This window comes from Microbacterium sp. 2MCAF23, from assembly GCF_052115565.1.
Taxonomy (GTDB): domain Bacteria; phylum Actinomycetota; class Actinomycetes; order Actinomycetales; family Microbacteriaceae; genus Microbacterium.
In genome coordinates, this window is sequence record NZ_JBFRGY010000001.1 from 42,924 (window position 1) to 63,199 (window position 20,276).

Annotated in this window: 20 protein-coding genes and 1 pseudogene; 11 read left to right on the top strand and 10 right to left on the bottom strand. The window is 69.5% G+C overall.

The features are described from left to right. Positions 1-7: 7 nt before the first annotated feature. The 6 genes and pseudogenes from AB4078_RS00240 (at position 8) to AB4078_RS00265 (ending at position 6,827) form a co-directional block, all read left to right on the top strand. Positions 8-955: a carbohydrate ABC transporter permease gene (locus tag AB4078_RS00240; protein WP_441975487.1), complete on the top strand. Its 948-nt coding sequence runs from the start codon at positions 8-10 to the stop codon at positions 953-955. Continuing rightward, positions 955-1,851: a carbohydrate ABC transporter permease gene (locus AB4078_RS00245; RefSeq protein ID WP_441975488.1), complete on the top strand. Its 897-nt coding sequence runs from the start codon at positions 955-957 to the stop codon at positions 1,849-1,851. The genes AB4078_RS00240 and AB4078_RS00245 overlap by 1 nt, the downstream gene beginning before the upstream one ends. Beyond that, complete coding sequence (locus AB4078_RS00250; protein WP_441975489.1) at positions 1,848-3,113, top strand: family 1 glycosylhydrolase; 1,266 nt, start codon at positions 1,848-1,850, stop codon at positions 3,111-3,113. The genes AB4078_RS00245 and AB4078_RS00250 overlap by 4 nt, the downstream gene beginning before the upstream one ends. Before the next feature lie 29 nt (positions 3,114-3,142). Next, the gene (gene arfA, locus AB4078_RS00255; protein ID WP_441975490.1) at positions 3,143-4,654 is read left to right on the top strand and encodes an arabinosylfuranosidase ArfA; all 1,512 of its coding nucleotides are present in this window, start codon (positions 3,143-3,145) and stop codon (positions 4,652-4,654) included. A 123-nt stretch (positions 4,655-4,777) separates the two neighbouring features. Continuing rightward, a pseudogene (locus AB4078_RS00260) lies at positions 4,778-5,581 on the top strand (exo-alpha-sialidase); the annotation flags it as partial. A gap of 190 nt (positions 5,582-5,771) precedes the next feature. After that, positions 5,772-6,827, top strand: coding sequence for an RICIN domain-containing protein (locus AB4078_RS00265; RefSeq protein ID WP_441975491.1), 1,056 nt, complete (start codon positions 5,772-5,774; stop codon positions 6,825-6,827). A 97-nt stretch (positions 6,828-6,924) separates the two neighbouring features. Here the strand turns inward: AB4078_RS00265 and AB4078_RS00270 are convergent, their stop codons facing one another. Further along, positions 6,925-7,932, bottom strand: coding sequence for a LacI family DNA-binding transcriptional regulator (locus AB4078_RS00270; RefSeq protein WP_441975492.1), 1,008 nt, complete (start codon positions 7,930-7,932; stop codon positions 6,925-6,927). A 216-nt stretch (positions 7,933-8,148) separates the two neighbouring features. On the opposite strand from AB4078_RS00270, the gene AB4078_RS00275 reads away from it, so the two are divergent. Then, the gene (locus tag AB4078_RS00275; RefSeq protein WP_441975493.1) at positions 8,149-8,973 is read left to right on the top strand and encodes a sugar phosphate isomerase/epimerase family protein; all 825 of its coding nucleotides are present in this window, start codon (positions 8,149-8,151) and stop codon (positions 8,971-8,973) included. After that, positions 8,970-10,094 carry a Gfo/Idh/MocA family protein gene (locus tag AB4078_RS00280; protein WP_441975494.1) on the top strand — a complete coding sequence of 375 codons (1,125 nt, stop codon included), beginning with the start codon at positions 8,970-8,972 and terminating at the stop codon, positions 10,092-10,094. The genes AB4078_RS00275 and AB4078_RS00280 overlap by 4 nt, the downstream gene beginning before the upstream one ends. Positions 10,095-10,213: 119 nt before the next feature. Here the strand turns inward: AB4078_RS00280 and AB4078_RS00285 are convergent, their stop codons facing one another. Further along, positions 10,214-10,828 (bottom strand): TetR/AcrR family transcriptional regulator, encoded by a 615-nt coding sequence (locus AB4078_RS00285; protein WP_441975495.1) that lies wholly within the window; start codon positions 10,826-10,828, stop codon positions 10,214-10,216. A gap of 146 nt (positions 10,829-10,974) precedes the next feature. On the opposite strand from AB4078_RS00285, the gene AB4078_RS00290 reads away from it, so the two are divergent. The 3 genes from AB4078_RS00290 (at position 10,975) to AB4078_RS00300 (ending at position 13,263) form a co-directional block, all read left to right on the top strand. Further along, entirely contained in the window at positions 10,975-11,184 is a 210-nt protein-coding gene (locus AB4078_RS00290) for a DUF1653 domain-containing protein (protein ID WP_440735029.1), read from the top strand. Positions 11,185-11,233: 49 nt separating this feature from the next. Next, positions 11,234-12,343: an FUSC family protein gene (locus tag AB4078_RS00295; protein WP_441975496.1), complete on the top strand. Its 1,110-nt coding sequence runs from the start codon at positions 11,234-11,236 to the stop codon at positions 12,341-12,343. A 113-nt stretch (positions 12,344-12,456) separates the two neighbouring features. After that, a complete protein-coding gene (locus AB4078_RS00300) occupies positions 12,457-13,263 on the top strand; it encodes an isocitrate lyase/PEP mutase family protein (RefSeq protein WP_441975497.1) in 807 nt (268 codons plus the stop codon). 64 nt (positions 13,264-13,327) lie between these two features. Here AB4078_RS00300 and AB4078_RS00305 read toward each other — a convergent pair whose 3' ends face one another. From AB4078_RS00305 to AB4078_RS00340, 8 genes are all read right to left on the bottom strand, one after another. Next, complete coding sequence (locus tag AB4078_RS00305) at positions 13,328-14,296, bottom strand: aldo/keto reductase (RefSeq protein WP_440735032.1); 969 nt, start codon at positions 14,294-14,296, stop codon at positions 13,328-13,330. Continuing rightward, positions 14,293-14,673 carry a MerR family transcriptional regulator gene (locus AB4078_RS00310; protein ID WP_440735033.1) on the bottom strand — a complete coding sequence of 127 codons (381 nt, stop codon included), beginning with the start codon at positions 14,671-14,673 and terminating at the stop codon, positions 14,293-14,295. Before AB4078_RS00310 ends, AB4078_RS00305 begins: the two co-directional genes overlap by 4 nt. A 51-nt stretch (positions 14,674-14,724) precedes the next feature. After that, positions 14,725-15,120, bottom strand: a complete 396-nt coding sequence (locus tag AB4078_RS00315) for a VOC family protein (protein WP_441975498.1) — start codon at positions 15,118-15,120, stop codon at positions 14,725-14,727. Between the two features lie 76 nt (positions 15,121-15,196). Next, the gene (locus tag AB4078_RS00320; RefSeq protein ID WP_441975499.1) at positions 15,197-15,913 is read right to left on the bottom strand and encodes a DUF624 domain-containing protein; all 717 of its coding nucleotides are present in this window, start codon (positions 15,911-15,913) and stop codon (positions 15,197-15,199) included. Next, positions 15,910-16,818, bottom strand: a complete 909-nt coding sequence (locus AB4078_RS00325) for a carbohydrate ABC transporter permease (protein WP_441975500.1) — start codon at positions 16,816-16,818, stop codon at positions 15,910-15,912. Before AB4078_RS00325 ends, AB4078_RS00320 begins: the two co-directional genes overlap by 4 nt. Continuing rightward, positions 16,818-17,744, bottom strand: a complete 927-nt coding sequence (locus tag AB4078_RS00330) for a carbohydrate ABC transporter permease (RefSeq protein ID WP_441975501.1) — start codon at positions 17,742-17,744, stop codon at positions 16,818-16,820. The genes AB4078_RS00325 and AB4078_RS00330 overlap by 1 nt, the downstream gene beginning before the upstream one ends. A 93-nt stretch (positions 17,745-17,837) precedes the next feature. Next, on the bottom strand, positions 17,838-19,112 hold the full coding sequence (locus AB4078_RS00335) for an ABC transporter substrate-binding protein (RefSeq protein WP_441975502.1): 1,275 nt from the start codon (positions 19,110-19,112) through the stop codon (positions 17,838-17,840). Between the two features lie 66 nt (positions 19,113-19,178). Further along, complete coding sequence (locus AB4078_RS00340; protein ID WP_441975503.1) at positions 19,179-20,198, bottom strand: hydroxyacid dehydrogenase; 1,020 nt, start codon at positions 20,196-20,198, stop codon at positions 19,179-19,181. Positions 20,199-20,276 lie beyond the last annotated feature (78 nt).

A 20,276-nucleotide genomic window follows, 5' to 3' on the forward strand; every position in this document is an offset into this window, starting at 1 on the left:
AGCGATCATGACCTCTCCCACCCGCCCCGTCGTGCGCAGACGCGCCTACCGTCCGCCGGCTCCTCTCGGCGGCCGCCCCCGGACTGCGCGGCGCAGCCCGATCGCACTCCTCTTCCTGCTCCCCGCCCTCGTCGTCCTCATCGCCTTCGTCGGGTGGCCGATGCTGTCCGCTCTCCGCCTGTCGTTCACGAACGCGAGCGGCTTCGGAGTCGAGGAGTGGGTCGGCCTCGAGAACTATGTGCGCGTCTTCACGGATCCGCGCATCCTGTCGTCGCTGGGCAATACGGCCTTCTACACCGTGCTGTTCACTCCGACGGCGCTGGTCGCCGCGCTTCTCCTGGCCCTGCTCCTCGGCAACAGGGGGCTCATCGGCCGGGGCTTCTTCCGCACTGCCTTCTTCCTCCCGTTCATCGTCTCCCTCGCCGTCGCGGCGTTCGCATGGACCTACCTGCTGGATCCGCAGGTCGGTCTCCTCAACCATTGGTTGCGTTCGATCGGCGTCCAGCTCGGCAATGTCCTTCAGGATCCGACCCTCGCGATGCCGGCCGTCGTGCTCGTCGCGATCTGGAAGAGCTTCGGCTTCTACATGGTCATCTTCATCGCCGGCCTGCAGGAGATCCCCGAATCGCTGTACGAGGCCGCCAAGATCGACGGCGCGGGCGCCTGGCGGCGATTCACCAACGTGACCCTCCCGCAACTCAGCAACACCCTCGCGTTCGTCGTGACGTTCGCCATGATCGCCGCTCTTCAGGCCTTCGACCAGATCTACGTGATGACCGGGGGAGGCCCCTACCGCTCGACGCAGACGGTCGTGATGGAGATCTATCAGGAGGGCTTCAAGAAGCTCGACCTCGGTGGCGCGACCGCGTTGTCGTACGTCCTCCTCGCAGCGACCCTGATCCTCAGCCTGGTGCAGTTCCGATTCTTCGGGCGCCGAGAGAAGGACAACCTCTGATGACCGCGCACACCGCATCCGCCACCCGCGTCGCCACCGTGTCCGGATCTCAGGCACGTGCTCCCCGCCGCCGCCTCGGCCGCATCGCTGAGCGCTGGCTGCTGTTCCTGGCTGTGCTGGTGCTGGCTGCTCTCGTGCTGCTGCCGGTGCTGGTCATCGTCTTCACGGCCTTCAAACCCGCCGCGGAGATCAACGCCTACCCGCCGACGCTGCTGCCGGGCGCCTGGACGCTCGACAACTTCACCCGCATCTTCCACGATCTGCCCTTCGGGCGCCTGTTCCTGAACAGCCTGCTCTTCGCAGGCGGGGTGACCGTGTTCGCTCTCGTCTTCGACTCGCTCGCCGCCTATGCGCTGGCGCGTCTCGACTTCCGCGGCAACAGGGTGCTGCTGGTCGTGATCGTCGCGAGCCTGATGATCCCGTTCCAGGCGACGCTCATCCCGGTCTACCAGCTGGTCGCTCAGCTGGGCTGGGTGAACACGTTCGCCGGACTCATCATCCCCCGCGCCGCCGACGCGTTCGGGATCTTCTTCCTCCGCCAGTTCTTCATCTCCCTGCCCCGCGACCTCGACAACGCGGCCCGCATCGACGGCGCAGGGGAGTTCCGGATCTTCCGCAGCATCGTGCTGCCCAACGCGGTGCCGGCGATGCTCACCCTGGCGATCTTCACCTTCGTGAACAACTGGAACGACCTGCTCTGGCCGCTCGTGTTCACGACTTCGCCGGAGATGGGGACGATCACCTCGGGCCTCACCCTCCTGACCGGTCCGAGCGGGATCATCCCCTACGGCACCATGATGGCCGGCGCGCTCATCGCGGTGCTCCCGCTGGCCGTGATGTTCCTCATCATGCAGAGGCGCTTCATCGAGAGCGTCGCGACGACAGGACTCAAATGACGACGACGCAACCGCGCCGCTGGTTCCAGGACGGGCGCCTCCATCTCGGCCTCGGCATCGAGGACACCTTCGTGCCGCAGAGCCGTCCCGGCGAGCGCGCGATCGACGAATACGAGCTCACCGAGCACTACGAGCGCTTCGCGGAGGACTTCGCGCTCGCCGCCGGAGTCGGAGCCTCGGTGCTGCGCTGGGGCGTCCCCTGGTATCGCGTCGCGCCCGCCGAAGGCGAGTGGGACTGGGCCTGGACGGATCGCGCGATCGAGGCGCTGCTCGCCCAAGGGCTGCGACCCATCGTGGATCTGCTGCACTACGGCACGCCGCTCTGGCTCGAGGATCAGTTCGCGAACCCGGCGTATCCGCGCCACGTCGAGGAGTACGCGCGCCGGTTCGCGGAGCGCTACGGCGGCCGAGTGTTCGACTACACGCCGGTGAACGAGCCGGTGATCCACGCGCTGTTCTGCGGCGAGTACGGGTACTGGCCGCCCTACCTGGAGGGCGCCGAGGGCTTCGCCCGGATCGCCGCGAACCTCGCGCGCGGCTTCGTGCGCAGCCAGCGTGCGATCGCCGAGGTCGTCGGGGAGCGTGCCGTGTTCGTGCACGTGGACGCCGCCGTGAGCTTCGTCGGCGACGATGACGCCCCCGAGCACCGTGCGGAGGCCGAGCGCCTGCGTCACCAGGTGCACCTTGTGGAGGATCTGGTGACGGGCCGCGTCGATGCCGACCATCCGCTGCGCGACCGACTGGCCCCGGCCGTCACCGATGAGGAGCTGGAGTGGTTCCGCGCCCACGCGGTGCGGCCCGACGTCATGGGCGTCAACTACTACCCGCGCCACTCGACCGAGCTGTTCGAGGCGGGGGTGCACCACGGCGGCGGTTTCGCCGATCCTCGACCCAGCATCGACCGCGGCGTCGCCGGGCTCCGGGAAGCGCTCGAGTCCTTCGCCCGCCGATACGGGGCGCCCGTCATGGTCACCGAGACCTGCGTGACCGGATCCGTCGAGGAGCGCGTCGCGTGGCTCGAGGACTCGCTCGGCCTCGTCGCCCGCATGCGGGCGGAGGGTGCCGACGTCGTCGGCTACGTCTGGTGGCCGCTCTTCGACATGTACGAGTGGACCTGGCGCCACACCGACGCGCCCCGCGCCGACCACCTGCTGACCATGGGGCTGCACGACCTCGTCGAGTCGCCCGCAGGGCTCCTGCGAGCGGCCAATCCCGTCGCGGACCGATTCCGACGCTTCGCCGCCGACGCGGCCTCGCTCTGACCCCTCTCACCCTTCTCACGGAAGCACGCATGAACAAGGCAAGCCTCTCCCTCCGTCCCTCCGCCGTGATCGGCGCCGTTGCTCCCCGCCTCTACGGTTCCTTCCTGGAGCATCTTGGCCGCGCCGTGTACGACGGCATCTACGAGCCCGGGCACCCGAGCGCAGATGCCGACGGATTCCGCACGGATGTGATCGAGCTGGTGAAGGAGCTCGGCGTCTCCGCCATCCGCTACCCGGGCGGCAACTTCGTCTCGGGCTTCAAATGGGAGGACTCGGTCGGTCCGCGCGCGGAGCGCCCGCGCCGCCTCGACCTCGCCTGGCACTCCACTGAGACGAACGAGATCGGCCTGCACGAGTTCCAGAGCTGGCTCGACAAGGTCGGCAGCGAGCTGATGCTCGCGGTCAACCTGGGCACCCGCGGCACCGCCGAAGCCCTCGAGCTCCTCGAGTACGCGAACCACCGCAGCGGAACCGCCCTGGCCGAGCAGCGCATCGCCAACGGACGCACCCAGCCGTTCGACGTGCGCATGTGGTGCCTCGGCAACGAGATGGACGGCCCCTGGCAGGTCGGCCACAGCACGGCGGAGGCCTACGGGACGCTCGCGGCCAAGACCGCCCAGGCCATGAAGATGGTGGATCCGGATCTCGAGCTGGTGGTGTGCGGATCGTCCAGTTCGTCGATGCCCACGTTCGGCGAGTGGGAGAGGGTCACGCTCACCCACGCCTACGACGACGTGGACTACATCTCCTGCCATGCCTACTACGAGAACACCGGCGACCTCGGCAGCTTCCTCGCCTCGGGCGTCGACATGGACCATTTCATCCGCAGCGTCGTCGCCACCGCGGACCACGTGAAGGCCGTCAAGGGCAGCGACAAGAGCATCGACATCTCGTTCGACGAGTGGAACATCTGGTACAACACCCGGTTCGAGCAGGTCGACCGGATCGCGGGCGTCGACAACTGGCCGATCGCGCCGCGGTTGCTCGAGGACGTGTACACGGTCTCGGACGCCGTCGTCTTCGGCAGCCTCCTCATCACCCTGCTCAAGCACGCCGACCGGGTCACGAGCGCCTCGCTCGCCCAGCTGGTGAACGTGATCGCGCCGATCATGACCGAGCCCGGGGGCCCGGCCTGGCGGCAGACGACGTTCTTCCCCTTCGCGGCCACCTCCGCGCACGGTCGCGGCGTCGCCCTCGACGTCGACGTCACGAGCGGCACGTACACGACGGAGAGGTTCGGCGAGGTCGCGCTCGTCGACGCTGTCGCCACGCACGACGCGGAAGCGGGCCGGTTCGCCGTCTACGCCGTGAACCGCGCCATGGATGCGCCCACCGAGCTCGCGATCGACCTCTCGGAGCTCGGCGACGCGTCCGCGCTCGAAGTGACCGCCCGGGTGCTCGCCGATGCCGACCTCGACGCGGCGAACACGCTCGACGACCCCGATCGCGTCGCCCTGACCGCGTTGCCGTTCACCCGGGACGGCTCGATCCTGCGCCTCGCGCTTCCGGCCGTGTCCTGGGCCGAGGTTCTGATCGGCTGAGCCCGCACGGCGAGTCATCGTCGTGCCCGCCCGCGCCCGCGGCCGGGTCAGCTGGAGAGAGGAAAGAGCATGAGCATCTCCCCCCTCGGGGACAGGTCCCGCGCACGTCGGGCACGCATCGTGATGATCGCGGCGGCCGCCGCCCTCATCGCCGGAGCGCTCGCCGCCGCACCCGCACAGGCGGTGACGACGGGGAACGGGTCTCTCGTGTACTCGCCGGCCGCGGGAACCTCCTTCAATCCGGAAGGAGGCCGCGCGGCCGGCACCACCTACGCGAAGAACATCGTGCTGAAGAACAGCGGAACGGCGAACGGCACCCAGATCGTGACGTTCGACCAGCTGGTGCTGGTCGGAGGTACGCAGGTCTATCCGATCTACCGCAGCACCGATGACGGCGCCACCTGGACGCACGTGACGGACGTCGTGCCCAGCGCCACGTTCCCCACCCTGACGAGGACCGCGCAGCCGTTCCTCTACGAGGTGCCGCAGGCGACCGGATCGCTCGCCGCGGGCACGTTGCTGCTCGCGGGCATGGTCATGCCGGAGGACCGGTCGAGCAGTCGCCTCGTGGTGTACAAAAGCGCCGATCACGGGCTGTCCTGGTCGTACCTGAGCACGATCGACACGGGCGGCCCCGCCGTCTACGACCCTTCGCCCTCGTCCACGACCAGCACGGTGTGGGAGCCGTCGCTCATCGTCGACGGGCAGGGCGGTCTCGCCGCCTACTTCTCGGACGAGCGGCAGAAGTCCAGCGGCGTGCTGCAGGCGGTCTCGTACCGGCGCTCGACCGACGGCGGCCAGACCTGGGGATCCCTCGTCAACGTCTCGGCGCCGACCAACCAGTCGGATCGTCCCGGCATGATCACCGTCACCAAGCTGCCGGACGGCCGATACCTCGCCACCTATGAGGTCGTGAATCGCCCTTCGCAGACGAAGAACACCGCACCCGTGTATTTCAAGACCTCGCCGGACGGGCTCAACTGGGCTCCGACGTCGAGCATCGGCACGGCGATCGCGCTCGCGAACGGCCGGGGGATCGGATCCTCGCCCTACGTCAAGTGGGTGCCCGCGGGAGGCCCGAAGGGCATGGTCGTCGTGGCGTCGAAGTGGTCGCTCGATGCGACGGGCACCATCGACGGGCGGGCAGAACTTCTACGTCAACTACAACCTGGGCGAGGGGCCCTGGGAGCGGCTGCCGATGGCGGTCACCTACGACGGACCCGATGCCGAGGGCGGCACGTTCAGCGGATTCGCGCAGAGCATCGACTCCTCGGTCGACGGGCGCACGCTCTACCAGGCGACGAACGTCGAGAACCCGGCGACCACGTACAACGACATCCGGGTGGGATCCATCCCGCTCGACGCCCAGCAGTACGAGGCGGAGAAGGCCGCGCGCACCTCGGACACGTCGCTCGTGACCGACCCCGACGCCTCGAACGGCGGCAAGGTCGGCAACATCAACAACGCCACCAGCACGGTGACCTTCACGGTGCACGTGCCGACCGCGGGCTCCTACGTCATGAACGTGCGCTACGACAACGGCACCGGCGCGGCATCGACGCACGGCGTGCGTGTGAACGGCGGTTCGTCGACGGCGCTGAACTACCCGGCGACCGTCAACTGGGGTCGGTACGGATGGGCGCAGATGCCGGTCACGCTGAACGCCGGCGCCAACACCATCGCGTTCGCCAAGGGCACCTCGTACGCCGAGCTCGATCCGATCCAGCTCGCGCAGGCCGGCGGACTGGACCCCCAGTTCCGGATCGCGAGCCGCACCAGCGGCAAGTACCTCGAGATCGCCAGTGCGCTGACGACCGACGGGGCAGGGGCGGGGCAGTGGGGCGACACCGGCAACGCCACGCAGGTCTGGAACGTGCGCACGGTGCCCAACGGGCTCCAGCTCCTCAACGCCAACAGCGGCAAGCTGCTCGAGATCCCCGGCGCGCAGACAGCCGACGGCGTGCGCGCCGCCCAATGGGGTCCGACCGGGAACGCCACCCAGGTCTGGGCGCCGAGCACGTCGGGCGGCTACTGGACCCTGACCAACGCCAATTCGGGGAAGCCGCTGGAGATCGCAGGTGGATCGACGGCGGACGGAGCATACGCGCAGCAGCGGACCGCGGACGGATCGGCGCAGCAGCAGTGGCGCCTGCTCCGCGAGGGCATCCAGTAGCGCGCGGGCGTGAGGAGGGCGGCGCGTTCGCCATTGCCCTCCTCACGTCGCGGTCGATCCTGCACCGCTGCGGACGAAGCGCCCGCGCGGTGCGCGATCAGGCCGGGGCGGACTCCCGCTCACGGATCCGGAAGTCGGCCAGCAGAAGCCGCGGCGCCTGATCCAACTCGCCCGAGATGCGCTCGAGCAGGGCGTCCACCGCCGTCTTCGCGATCCATTCGCGACCGGGATCGACCGTGGTCAGCGACGGGATCGAGTACTCCGCCTCGTCCAGGTCGTCGAAGCCGATCACGGCGACGTCGTCCGGCACGCGCCGGCCGGCCTCCTGGAGCACGCGCATGGCGCCGAGCGCGAGCGTGTCGTTGAGCCCGAACACGGCGTCGAACGCCACGCCGCGCGCGAGCACGTCGCGCATCGTGAGTGCGCCGTTGGCGCGGTGCCAGAACGTCGTGTACCCGATCAGATCCTCGTCGAACCCGATCCCCGCCTCCTCCAGCGCCTCGCGATAGCCCTGGAGGCGGAGTGCGGCGGATCCGACGACCTCGCCCTCGTGCGCGCCGATCACCGCGATGCGGCGCCGACCGGACGCGAGCAGATACGCCGTCGCCGCCCGTGCGGCCTCCACATTGCGCATCGTCACGTGGTCGGTGGGCCCGTCGAAGATGCGCTCGCCGAGCAGCACCATCGGGTAGGGGACCTGGAGGGCGGCTGCGTCCTCCTGGCCGAGGCCCAGGGGACTGAAAATGAGCCCGTCGGTCAGCTTCAGGCGGGGGCTGCGCAGCAATTCGCGCTCGCGGGCCGGATCCGCCCCGGTCTGCTCCACCAGCACCGAGACCCCCGAGGCCTCCGCGGCGGCGATCACGGAGGCTGCCAGCTCTGCGAAGTAGGCCAGGCCCAGGTCGGGCAGAGCGAGCGCGATCGCACCGGTGCGTCCCGATCGGAGGTTGCGCGCCGTGAGGTTCGGGGTGTAGCCCAGCTCGGCGATCGCGTCCTCGACCCGCTGCTTCGTGGCGGGGCGGATGTGCGGGTAGTCGTTGATGACGTTCGACACCGTCTTGATGGAGACGCCGGCGATCCGCGCCACGTCGTGCAGCGTCACCGCCATGTGCACCCCCCTGTCCCGAGCCACTCTACAACGTTGCAGAGGGTCGGGCCCCCGTCATGCATGCCGCGGAAGCCCTGTCGACCACGGTATCGCGGGCGAAGCGGGATTCGACGTGGCGAACTCCGGCGAATTCCTATTACCTCCACTTGGAGGTTTCTGCTACGCTGACCGGACGGGCCGCGTGCGCCCGTCCCCTCTCAGAGAAGGAAGGTCGACGTGGCCCTGCCGGAAACCTCGGTTCAGCTGTACACACTCGCGGGGGAGTTCTCCGCCGACATGTCGGGCTCGCTCGACAAGCTCGCCGCCATCGGACTGCGCAACGTGGAGGCGTTCGACTTCGTGCGCCGCCCGGACGAGATCCGCGCCGCGCTCGATGCCTCGGGCCTCGCCTCGCCCACCGGGCACGCGCCGCTGCTCTCCGACGAACTGTGGACTCCGGACGGATCCATCCCCACGCCGGCCCCCGAAGTCGTCTTCGAGGCTGCCGCGAAGCTCGGCATGACCACCGTCATCGACCCGTTCGTGGCCCCTGAGCGCTGGTTCACGCTGGACGGGGTCACCGAGATCGCCGACCGGCTCAACGCCCTCGCCGACACCGCGGCGGGCTTCGGGCTCGCCGTCGGCTATCACAACCACGCACAGGAGTTCGTGGCCGACTTCGACGGTCAGAGCGCTTACGAGCGTTTCGTGGCGCTCACCGACGCGCGAGTCGCGCTCGAGCTCGACCTGTACTGGGCGCTCGTCGGCGGGCAGGACGTCCCCGCCCTCGTCTCCCGCCTGGGCGACCGCCTCGTCGCGGTGCACGTCAAGGACGGCATCGCTCCCGAGAGCAACCCGTTCGCCCCGGGCGCCGGCGAGTTCGGCTCGGACAGCCTCGACCAGCGCCACGCGGGCAGTGGCGATGTGCCGCTCGCCGACGCCCTGCGTGCGGCGTCGGCGGTGCAGTACGCCATCATCGAGTACGACAACGCGCCCGGCGACGTCTTCGCGGACATCGCCGCCAGCTACGCCTTCCTCACCGAGGGCGGATTCGCCCGATGAGCGCGGTCGGGATCGGCGTCATCGGCGGCGGCGTCATCAGCGACACCTACCTGCAGAACCTCGCACGGTTCCCCGACACCGAGGTGCTCATCGTCGGGGATCTGCTGCTCGACCGCGCCCAGGCGCAGGCCGAGAAGTACGGTGTCGCGGCCTTCGGATCCGCCGAGGACGTCCTCGCGCACCCCGGGGTGGACCTCGTGATCAACCTCACCATCCCCGCCGTGCACGTGGAGGTCTCGCGGGCCGCGATCGCCGCGGGCAAGCACGTGTGGACGGAGAAGCCGCTCGGACTCGACCGCGAGGGCGCTGCGGAGCTGCTGCGCGAGGCCGCGGCCGCGGGGCTGCGCGTCGGCTCCGCTCCCGACACCCTGCTCGGTCCCGGCTTCCAGGCCGCGCGCCGGGCGATCGAGAGCGGCGTGATCGGGCGCCCGCTGTTCGCGCAGACCGCATTCCAGACGCAGGGGCCGGACCTCTGGCACCCCAGCCCCGCATTCCTCTTCGCCGAGGGCGCCGGCCCGCTGCTGGACATGGGGCCGTACTACTTCTCGGCCCTCGTGAGCCTGCTCGGCCCGGTCGCGAGCGTCGCGGCGGTCGGCAGCAAGGCGCGTGAGGAGCGCGAGATCCGCACGGGCCCGAACGCCGGAGCCCTGTTTCCGGTCGAGGTGCCCTCGACGATCCAGATCGTCACGGCCTTCGAGCAGGGCGCCCAGGCGCAGAGTCTGCTGAGCTTCGACTCCGCGCTGGAGCGCCACGGCATCGTCGAGATCCACGGCACCGAAGGCACGATCGTGATCCCGGATCCCAACATGTTCGCCGGGCGGATCGCCTACGTGAAGCCGCTCGGTGTGCTGCGCGACGGCATGTCGTTCGAGCAGGAGTGGGTCGAGATCACCCACGAGGACATCGAGATCGGCCGCGGGCTGGGCGCACTCGACATGGTGCGCGCGATCGCCGCGAACCGGCCGCACGTCGCCTCCGGCGAGCTCGGCTTCCACGTGCTGGACGTGCTGCTGTCCGCTCAGGAGTCGGCTCGCACCGGGCAGACCATCGAGGTCCAGAGCACGGTGGCTCCTGTGCCGCTGCTGCCCGAGGGCTTCGACCCCTTCGTCGCCACGCTCTGAACCGCGCGCGGTGATGACCAGGGGAGGAACGTTTCCCTCCCCTGGTCAGGTTTCCCTTCGCGTGTTCGCGCGTTTGCGGGGAGGGAAACGTGGTGCGGGGAGGGAAACAGGATCCCGGCTCAGTCGGTGCTGTCGTCGCGGGAGAGCAGCCGGTCCAGCATCTCGAGGGCGGCCTCATGGTCGACGGTGTCATCGAGCAGCCACTGCGTCTGCAGGCCGTCGGAGGCTGCGATGACGAGGGCGGCGACGAGATCCGGGTCGAGGTCGGCGCGCACCTCACCCGAGGCCTGCAACTGCCGCACCTGTGCGGCCATCCCGGTGCGGATGCGGCTGAAGCGCTGCGTGATGAACTCCTGCGCGGCAGCGTGCGAATCCTCGAGCGCCGTCGACACCAGCGTCGAGTAGAGCTGCACGAGGCCGGGGATGCGGCGGTTGCGCTCCGCGGCGGTGCGCATCGACAGCGCGGGGCGGACGTCCGCGGGAACCGGATGGGCGGTGTCGGTCGCGCTCTCGGACGCGCGGTAGACCTCGACCAGCAGCTCCTCGAGGGATCCGAAGTAGTGCGTCAGCGCCGCATGGGTGACACCGACCTCCTGCGCGATCGCGCGCAGGCTCGTCTTCTGCGATCCGCGGCGTGCGAACACCTCGATGGCCTTGTCGAGGATCTCCTGCCGCCGGGCGATGCCCTTGCGATAGCGGCCGGTGCTGCGGGGCGCTGCGGAGGAATCGGCCATCACTCGATGATAGCGAGGCGGCCTGTCGGCGCCCGCGGAGATGCCGCGGGCATGGGAGGCTCTTCGATCGAGGAGTCGACGGACGTCGGCACCAGGATCGCGTCGCCGCGCGGACGGCGGACGGACCACGGGAGAGGATGCAGGGCATGGCGGTCGAACCAGGGATCTACCAGCACTTCAAGGGCGCCCGCTACGAGGTGATCGCGGTGGGCCGGCACAGTGAGACCGAGGAGCAGCTGGTCTTCTACCGCAAGCTCTACGACGACTACAGCCACTGGGCGCGCCCGCTCGCCATGTTCGAGGAGCGCGTCGAGCGCGACGGATACAGCGGCCCGAGGTTCACGCGCGTCGCCTGAGCGAGGCGCGTAGTCTGGCTTCCGGCCGTGTGCGGGAGGAGGTGGGCGGATGACCGGATCCGATCCGCGTTCTCCTGATCCGTCGTCCTCGCGCCCGCCGACCGCCCTGATCCGGGTGTGGGCGCGAAGCCATTTCACGCTCGCGCCGGCTCCGAGCCGTCGATGGCCGGTCGCCCTGCAGGCGGCGCTGTCGATGTTCCTGCCCGTGGCCCTGTTCACGCTGCTGGGGCAGCCGGCCATCGGAGTGATGGCGGCGAGCGGCGCCTTCACGGCGATCTACCTGGTCGGCGCCGCCCCGCTCGTGCGTCTTCGTCTGCTGCCCGTCGTGGGCGTCGCGATCCTCCTGTGCGCGGCGATCGGCGCAGTGCTCGCCCCGTACCCCGTGGCCGCCGCGATCGGCCTGGTCGGGGTCTCGCTCGCCACCGCCGCGTTGCACTACGGCTTCCGGCTGGGTCCGCCCGGACCGGTGTTCTTCGTGCTGGTCTACGGGCTCGCCACGCACGTCACCGGGAGCTCCGGCGGTCGGCGGATCGTGGATCCGCTGCTCTTCCTCGGCGCGCTCGCCGTGGGCGCCCTCACCGCCTACGTGATCGCCGTGGCGGCCTTCCTGATCGCGCGCGCCAGGGGCGTCGTCGCCCCGCCGCCGCGGACGCAGATCGCCCGTCGTCCGCGGCTGGACCGCGACGCCCGGGCGCTGCTGCTGCGGGTGGCGGTCGTCGCGATCGCCGGAACGCTGCTCAGCGTGCTGCTCGTCGACCCCCAGCGCGCGTACTGGACGGTGTGCGCCGGAATCGCCGTGATCGGCGTCAACGTCGGCCGGCGGGTCGCCTTCATCCGGGGCAGCCAGCGCTTCCTCGGCACCGTCGTCGGGGCGGGGCTCTTCGCGCTGCTGGGATCTCTTCCGATCCCGGTGATTGTGCTGCCGTTCCTGCTGGCGGGCCTCCAGTTCACCGTCGAGATCCTCGTGGTGCGCAACTATGCGCTCGCGCTCGTCTTCATCACGCCGCTCGTGCTGTTCATCATCACCTCCACGGCGGGCGCCGGCGGCGGGATCCCCTGGGATCTGATCCTGGAGCGCATCGTCGACACCCTGATCGGCGCCGTGCTGGGTGCCGCCACGGGGATCTTCCATCCCCGCGCGGCCCTGCGCCGCTCGTGACGTTCGCGGCCGGGCGGGGCCTCCACCGTGCTCCGAACCTCCTGCGGCCTCGCTCGACGCACCCCGGACGCGGCAGAGTAGAGCCAGAGCACGATCCCGACCTGGAGGTCACCATGACCGACGACCGCGCGTCAGCTTTCCTCGCCCTGCACCACGGCGGCGGCTTCGTGCTGCCGAACGCGTGGGATCCGGGATCCGCGCGAATGCTCGCGCAGCTCGGCTTCCTCGCGATCGCGACGACGAGCGCCGGCATCGCGTGGTCGCTCGGCGTGCCGGACGGTGGCGCGCTGGACCTCGACACCATGCTCGAGAAGGTCGCGGCGATCGTCGCCGCCGTCGACGTGCCGGTGACCGCCGACCTCGAGGCGGGATACGGCGATGATCCGCAGGACGTCGCGCGCACGGTCCTGCGTGCGATCGAGATCGGAGCGGTCGGCGGCAACCTCGAGGACACCGCCGACGGCCTGCTGTTCGACGCGGAGGAGGCGGCTGAGCGGATCGCGGCCGCGCGTGCGGTGGCGCCGCGCGGCGCGTTCGTGCTGAACGCGCGCACCGACGCCTATTTCTTCCCCGGCGCGGCCGATCCCTTCGCCGAGACGGTGGCGCGGGCGCAGCGCTATGTCGAGGCGGGGGCGGACTGCGTCTTCGTCCCGGGCGTGAACGACGAGGAGACGATCCGGCGCCTGGCCGCGGAGATCCCGGTCCCGCTCAACATCGTGGCCGGCCTCGCCGCGCACGTCATCCCCGCGCCGCAGCTCTTCGCGCTCGGTGTGAAGCGGGTGAGCCTCGGCGGCAGCCTCGCCCGCGTCGCGCTCACCGCGCTCGAACGCGCCGGCCGCGAACTGCTCGACACGGGCACGCTCGGCTTCCTCGACGGCGCGCTGCCGTGCGCGGAAGTGCAGCGCCGGTTCGCCGGCTGAGGGCGAACCGGCGCGGCGACCGACGCGGGCGGCCCGATCCGAGACCGACCCGCGCCGGGCCCGATCAGCGTCCGACGCTCGACATGTCGGCGTAGCGGTCGCCGGCGGCGGACGGGAGCGCCTCGAGCGCGGCGAGCTGCTCCGCCGTCAGCACGAGCGCGTCTGCCGCGACGTTCTCCTCGAGACGCGAGACCCGCTTCGTGCCGGGGATCGGCGCGATGTCATCGCCCTGCGCGAGCACCCACGCCAGGGCGACCTGGGCGGGTGTCGCATCGAGCTCAATGGCGACTTGTTCGACGGCATCGACGATGCGCAGGTTCGCGTCGAGGTTCTCTCCGACGAAGCGCGGGTTGCTCCGGCGGAAGTCGCCGGCGTCCAGAGAATCGGCGGAGCGGATCGCGCCGGTGAGGAAGCCGCGGCCCAGCGGCGAGTACGGCACGAGGCCGATGCCCAGCTCGCGCAGCACCGGCAGCAGCTGCTCGGCGGGCTCCCTGGTCCACAGCGAGTACTCGGTCTCCAGCGCGGTCACGGGATGCACCGCGTGAGCACGGCGCAGCGTCTCCTCGCCGGCTTCGGAGAGTCCGTAGTGCAGGATCTTCCCCTCCGCGACCAGCTCGGCGAGCGCCCCGACGGTCTCCTCGATCGGCGTCTCGGGATCCATCCGGTGCTGATAGTAGAGATCGATCCGGTCGGTGCCGAGGCGCTGCAGCGACCCCTCGACCGAGCGGCGCACGTTCTCCGGGGTGCCGTCCAGCCGACGGCCGCCATCCGATCCCGCGAGGATGCCGAACTTCGTGGCGATCACGACGCCGTCGCGTCGCCCCGCCAGCGCCCGGCCGACCAGCTCCTCGTTCGTGTGCGGGCCGTACATCTCAGCGGTGTCGAGCATGGTGACGCCGAGATCGAGTGCACGGTGGATCGTGCGGATGGACTCGGCCTCGTCCGTGTTCGCACCGGAGTAGAAGGCCGACATGCCCATGCAGCCGAGTCCGAGCCGGCCGACGGAGAGGGTGCCGAGAGTCGCGTGCTTCATGAGGAGAGCCTTTCGGAGTAGAGAGCGATCTTGATGTCGATGGCGCCGAGGGCGTCGTCCAGCTCCGCCCGCCGGGTCAGCACGGTCTGGCGGTGCTCGCGGAGGAGGGCCAGCCGGTCCGCGCTGGTGCCGTCGCCGGCCCGCGCGAGCTCGACGTAGCGCCGGAGCGTCGCGATCGGCATGGCGGTGGAGCGGAGCTTGCGGAGGAAGCCGAGCCAGGCGATGTCGCCGTCGGTGTACCGGCGGCGGTCGGACGACTCCCGGTCGAGGGGCGTCAGCAGAAGCCCCTCCCGCTCGTAGTAGCGCAGCGTGTGCGCGGTCAGCCCGAGCTCGTGCGCCGCCTCGGAGATCGAGCGCGTCGTGGTGGTTTCCAGCATGCGCCCCACGCTACGACTTCGAGCGCGCTCTAAGTCAAGGCGAGGAGGAGATCACACGGTGGCGAGCACGGACAGCACGTTGCCGGCCGGGTCGGTGAACCAGGCGATGTCCGGTCCGCGGCCCGGCCCGCCGTGCGCGATGCCCTTCTCGTCGGTGCCGAAGTCCGGATCCGTGTAGATCTTCGTCACGACGCCGCGGGCGTTGAGGTCGTCCACGGCCGCCTCGACGTCCTCGACGGGGAAGTTCAGGATCGTGAAGCTCGCAGGGGTGTGGTTCGGTTTCGCGTAGACGAGAACGGATCCGCCCTCAGGCAGCCGGATGTCGAGGAACCCCATCGGATTGGTCGAGACGTCCATGCCGAGGATCTCGCCGTAGAAGGTCCGGGCGGCATCGATGTCATCGACGCTGAACCCGCTGAACGCGTGCGTGGTCTGGAAGCCGGTCATGCCCTCAGCATGCGCTCCTCGGGCCGTCCCGTCCAGGGGCGCGGCGTGCCGTCCGCATCGTGGCCGGGCGTGATGGTCAGCCCGCAGCGGTGCGCTCCGCCTGCAGCGCGCGGAACGAGAAGTCGGCGTTCGCGAAGACGACGTACAGGAGCAGCCCCGGCACGAGAGCGCCGAGCACCGGCTGGACGATCACCGCGGCCGCAGAGAGCCCGAGCAGCACGAGCGCGAAGACGCTGAAGTACCAGCGCCGCACGGACAGGTAGACCGCGGCCTTCACGATGGCGCGCGCCGACGCCTGCGGATACAGCACGAGCCCGGCGAGCGACGAGGTGCACGCGACGAGAGCCCAGGCGGCGACCACCGCGAGCGTCGGAGCGAGCAGGGGCGCCCAGACGGTGCCCGTGAGGACCGCGCCGTCGTAGAGCACGAACCCGACGACGAGCCCTGTGGCGAGGCCCATCAGCGCGGCCGCCGCACCGCGAGTGCGGTAGCCGTGCCAGAACGCCGCGAACGGACGCGGGGGCTCGTCACCGCGCATCCGGCGGAACACGTCGAACGCGCCGGCCAGCGACGGGGCGAGCGTGAGCGAGAGCAGCAGCACGGTCGGCCAGGCCTGCAGTGCATCGCGCGCGACGAACAGCAGCAGGGCCAGGGGCAGGTTCGCGAGCACGAGCAGCAGATCCGTCATCAGGATCGCGTACGCGTACGCGAACATCGACTCCATGGTCTCGTGCCGCAGGTGCAGGATCCGCCGCCGCGGCGGCACGGTGAGATCGTCGGTCACGGTGCTCACCCCTTCATCCCGCTCGTCGCGATGCCGCTGATGAAGTAGCGCTGCCCGGCGAGGAAGATGACCAGGATCGGGACGATCGAGATCACGGATCCGGTCATGATCAGCGCGTACTGCGCGGAGTACTGGCCGATGAACGACTTCAGCCCGATCTGCACCGTCCACAGCTCGTTGCTGGAGAGGTAGATGAACGGCCCCATGTAGTCGTTCCAGGTGTTCACGAACGTGAGCAGGGCGAGCGAGGCGAGCGCGGGCTTCGACAGCGGCAGGATGATCCGCGCCCAGATGCCGTAGTCGCTGAGGCCGTCGATCCGCGCGGCCTCGTTGAGCTCGTCGGGGATGGTCATGTAGTACTGCCGCATCAGGAACACCCCGAACGCGCCGAACGCCTGCAGCAGGATGAGCGCCGTGAACGTGTTCGTCAGGCCCGCCTTCTGCATCATCATGTACTGCGGGATCATGTACGCCTGCCACGGCACCGCGATCGTCGCGATGTAGGCGAGGAACAGGGCATCCCGCCCGGGGAAGCGCACCTTGGCGAAGCCGTAGGCGGCGAAGCTGCCGGTGAGCACTTGCAGGATCGTGATGACGATCGCGAGGAAGGCGGAGTTCGCGAGGTAGCCGGCCATCGGGATCTGGGTCCAGATCTGCGCGTAGTTGCTCCACACGAAGCTCGTCGGCAGCCACTGCACGGGCACCGTGAGCACTTCGTCGTCGTGCTTGAACGACGAGGACAGCATCCACAGGAACGGCAGCAGCACGACGGTCAGCAGCAGGACCAGCAGCACGTACATCGCGATGCGGCCGAGACGCGAGCGGATCCGCCGGCTGCCGCGTCGCGCCGGGACGGGCGGCAGTGCGCGCCCGCCGTCGAGCTCCTGGGCGAGGTCGGAGGTGAGGGTCGACATCAGCGCTCCCTTCTCTGCTGGATCCGGAACTGGAACACGGTCACGACCAGGACGATCAGGAACAGGACGAGCGAGATCGCCGAGGAGTATCCGAACTGGCCGTTCAGGATTCCGTCCTGATAGATGAGCTGCGAGAGCACGAGCGTCGCGCGCCCCGGCCCGCCGCCGGTCATCACGAAGATGAGATCGAAGACCTTGAAGCTCGACACGCTCAGCAGCACGAGCACGAGGAAGGTCGTGGGCCGCAGCGACGGCAGCGTGATGTTCCAGAAGGTGCGCCAGCGCCCGGCGCCGTCCATGGCCGCCGCCTCGTAGTACTCCTGCGGGATCGCCTGCAGGCCCGCGAGGAACAGCACCATGTAGTAGCCCATGTCGCGCCACACGCTGGTGATGATCACCGCGGGCAGCGCCCACCCGGTGCTCGAGGTCCATCCCGGAGGGTTCGCGATGCCGAGCAGATGCAGGAACTGGTTGATCGGCCCGTTCACCGGGTCGAAGAGCATGTTCCACACGATCGCGATGGCGACCAGCGAGGTGATGTACGGGAAGAAGATCGCCACGCGGAAGAACGCGATGCCACGCAGCTTCTGGTTGAGCAGGATCGCGAGACCGAGCGAGCACACCAGGGTGAGCGGCACATGGCCGATCGCGTAGATCAGGGTGTTACCCAGCGCCACGTGGAAGTTCTGGTCGCCGAAGAGGCGGGTGAAGTTCTTGATCCCGGCGAACGTGGGCGGGTTGTACGCGTCCCAGTTCATGAACGCCAGCACGAACGCGGCGAGCACGGGCACCAGGGTGAACAGTGCGAACCCGAGGAAGTTCGGCAGGATGAAGCTCCAGCCGATGAGGATGCTGCGTCGGCGCATCCGGCGGCTCGCCACCGAGCGCGGCGGGGCCGCGGACGGCCGGTCGGTGAGGGTGGTCATGATCTTCCTTGATCCGGTGCGGGGAGGGATGCCTGGTGCGCCGGATCCGACCCCTTCGACGAGCTCAGGGGCCGGATCCGGCGCGGACCGGAGCTACTGGTTCAGCACCTCGGAGGTGACGCGGCTCTCCATCTCGGCGATGCCGTCGTCCACCGACTTGCTGCCGGTCATGATGAGCTGGTGCTCCTGGTCCAGCACGCCCTGCAGCTGCGCAGCGAGGGTGCCGGTCGCGCCGTCGGGGCGGATCGTGTCGGGCGTGAAGGCCTTCTTCGAGGTCGCGTCCTGCGGCATGCCCTTCAGTCCGAAGTACTGCTTCGTGATCTCGTCGCTGTGGTACGCGGGCACGATGCCGATCGACGCGACGGCCTTCGCGCCGTCTGCTCCCGCCGCGAACGACAGGAACTTCTTCGCCGCATCCTGGTTCTTCGAGTTCTTGCTGATGCCGAAGCCGGTCGGGCCGCCCATCGTGGTCACCTTCGATCCGCTCTTGATCTGCGGGATCGGAGCGATGCCCCAGTCCACCGACGTGGTGCCGGCGGCCGCATCGGCGAGCAGCGGCGAGATGAGCCAGGTGCCCATCGGCACCATGGCGGCCTTGCCGGTCTCGAAGACGGTCTTGTACTGGGCCTGCTGGCTCTTCGCGGTGCCCCAGTCGAGGATCGTGCCGTCCTTCTGCATGCCGAGGGTGAGGTCGTACTGATCCTTCATCCAGGAGTAGTCGGGCTTGTCGAAGCCCTTGTCCTGCTGGGCGGACGCGTAGCCCTGCACCATCGAGTTCCAGGTGTGGATGTAGGCGCCGTGCACCTTGTCCGCGCCATCGCCCTTCGTGAGCTTCTTCGCGTCGGCGGCGAACTCGTCCCAGGTGAGGCTGGAGGGATCGGCGACGCCGGCGTCCTTGAACATCTTCTTGTTGTAGAAGAGCACGCTGAAGTCCTGGCGGTACGGGACCGCGTAGTAGGTGCCGCCGGCCTTGTACTCGTCCAGTGCCGGGATCTTGTCGGCGGGGAGCGCCTTGACCAGGTCGTTCACCCCGACGAACTGCTTCTTCTGCGCGTAGCCGCCGAAGTCGGTGAGGTTCTTGACCGTGATGATGTCGGTCGTGTCGCCGCCGGCGAGCATCGTCGTGACCTTGTCCTCGTAGTTCGCGGCCAGGATGTCGACGGGCTCGATCGTGATGTCAGGGTTCGCCTCGTGGAACGCGTCGAAGAGCGCCTTGAACTCGGGCGTCTGTGCGTAGTTCCACACCGAGATGCGCAGCGTCGTCTTTCCGCCCGAGGGCGTGGAGGCCGGCGTTGACGTGCCGGCGCAGCCGGCGAGGGCGAGGGCCGCCGCGGCGACGGTGCCGACGGCGATGAGGGATCGCTTCATGCGAGGTTCTCCTTTGAAAATGGATGAAGGGTGGGTGCGGGGCGGGCGGAGGAGTGCGAGGGCGGGTCAGGCGCTGAGCTGCAGGGCGTCGACGGTGACCTCTTCGAGCAGGGGCAGGCCGGCGGTGAGGCGCTCGAGCTCGTCCAGCGCGGCGTCGGTCATGCGGTACAGCTCAGAGCCGAGCGACCCGGCCAGATGCGGCGTGATCATGACGTTCGGCAGGCGGTACAGCGGCGAGTCCGCGGGGAGCGGCTCGGGGTCGGTCACGTCGAGCATCGCGTTCAGGCGACCGCTCGCGCACTCGCGCTCGAGCGCTGCGGTGTCGATCACACTGCCGCGCGCGGTGTTGATCACGGTCGTGTGATCCTGCAGAGCGGCCAGCTGCGCCGGGCCGATCATGTGCCGGGTGGACGGCAGCTCCGGTGCGTGCAGCGACAGCACGTCGACGCGGGGGAGCAGGTCTTCGAGGGTGGTGTGCACGCCACCCGCCGCAGCGATCTCGGCCGGATCCGCGTAGGGATCCGCGACGAGGACGGTGACGTCCGCGAGCTGCTGCAGGATGTCGACGACGCGGCGGCCCACGCGACTGAATCCGACGACGCCGATCGTGAGGCCGAGGTTGCCGAGCCGGCCGAACCGCTCCGCGCGCAGCCCGCTCTGGCGGCGGGTCTCGGGGTCGGCGGCGATGAACGGCGCCTTCTTGCCGGCGAAGATGACCGCCGCGAGGGTGAACTCCGCCACGGGCACGGCGTTGACCTCCGCGACGGACGCGGCACGGATGCCGCGCCGCCAGAACTCGTCGCTCACCTGCGCGCGGATGGACCCGGCGCAGTGCAGCATCGCGCGCAGCTTCGGCATCCGATCGAGCCGGGCCGCGTCGAGGCGCGGCGCACCCCAGCCGGTCAGGAGCACCTCGACCTCGGCCAGCCGCTCGGCCAGTGCCGGGTCGTCGAGGTCGTCCGTGAAGACCGGTTCCGGCACGGTCGCGAGGCGGCGCAGGCGGGCGATGCGCGCGGCATCGAACTGCCGCTCGAATACCTCGCGCGACATGACGACGAGAGCGTTGGGGGTGGTCGTTGCGGTCATTCCCAGGGGGTTCCGTCCTTCGTCAGATCCCGACGAAGCAGGGCATTGCGTCGTCGCTGAACTCAGTAGATACTCGGA

Coding starts and splice junctions, on each gene's coding strand:
- arfA (WP_441975490.1), top strand. CDS start 3,143: ATGAACAAGGCAAGCCTCTCCCTCCGTCCCTCCGCCGTGATCGGCGCC.
- AB4078_RS00305 (WP_440735032.1), bottom strand. CDS start 14,296: ATGAAGCACGCGACTCTCGGCACCCTCTCCGTCGGCCGGCTCGGACTC.
- AB4078_RS00285 (WP_441975495.1), bottom strand. CDS start 10,828: ATGGCCGATTCCTCCGCAGCGCCCCGCAGCACCGGCCGCTATCGCAAG.
- AB4078_RS00295 (WP_441975496.1), top strand. CDS start 11,234: ATGACCGGATCCGATCCGCGTTCTCCTGATCCGTCGTCCTCGCGCCCG.
- AB4078_RS00280 (WP_441975494.1), top strand. CDS start 8,970: ATGAGCGCGGTCGGGATCGGCGTCATCGGCGGCGGCGTCATCAGCGAC.
- AB4078_RS00250 (WP_441975489.1), top strand. CDS start 1,848: ATGACGACGACGCAACCGCGCCGCTGGTTCCAGGACGGGCGCCTCCAT.
- AB4078_RS00310 (WP_440735033.1), bottom strand. CDS start 14,673: ATGCTGGAAACCACCACGACGCGCTCGATCTCCGAGGCGGCGCACGAG.
- AB4078_RS00270 (WP_441975492.1), bottom strand. CDS start 7,932: ATGGCGGTGACGCTGCACGACGTGGCGCGGATCGCCGGCGTCTCCATC.
- AB4078_RS00290 (WP_440735029.1), top strand. CDS start 10,975: ATGGCGGTCGAACCAGGGATCTACCAGCACTTCAAGGGCGCCCGCTAC.
- AB4078_RS00325 (WP_441975500.1), bottom strand. CDS start 16,818: ATGTCGACCCTCACCTCCGACCTCGCCCAGGAGCTCGACGGCGGGCGC.
- AB4078_RS00315 (WP_441975498.1), bottom strand. CDS start 15,120: ATGACCGGCTTCCAGACCACGCACGCGTTCAGCGGGTTCAGCGTCGAT.
- AB4078_RS00300 (WP_441975497.1), top strand. CDS start 12,457: ATGACCGACGACCGCGCGTCAGCTTTCCTCGCCCTGCACCACGGCGGC.
- AB4078_RS00340 (WP_441975503.1), bottom strand. CDS start 20,198: ATGACCGCAACGACCACCCCCAACGCTCTCGTCGTCATGTCGCGCGAG.
- AB4078_RS00330 (WP_441975501.1), bottom strand. CDS start 17,744: ATGACCACCCTCACCGACCGGCCGTCCGCGGCCCCGCCGCGCTCGGTG.
- AB4078_RS00265 (WP_441975491.1), top strand. CDS start 5,772: ATGCGACGGGCACCATCGACGGGCGGGCAGAACTTCTACGTCAACTAC.
- AB4078_RS00335 (WP_441975502.1), bottom strand. CDS start 19,112: ATGAAGCGATCCCTCATCGCCGTCGGCACCGTCGCCGCGGCGGCCCTC.
- AB4078_RS00240 (WP_441975487.1), top strand. CDS start 8: ATGACCTCTCCCACCCGCCCCGTCGTGCGCAGACGCGCCTACCGTCCG.
- AB4078_RS00245 (WP_441975488.1), top strand. CDS start 955: ATGACCGCGCACACCGCATCCGCCACCCGCGTCGCCACCGTGTCCGGA.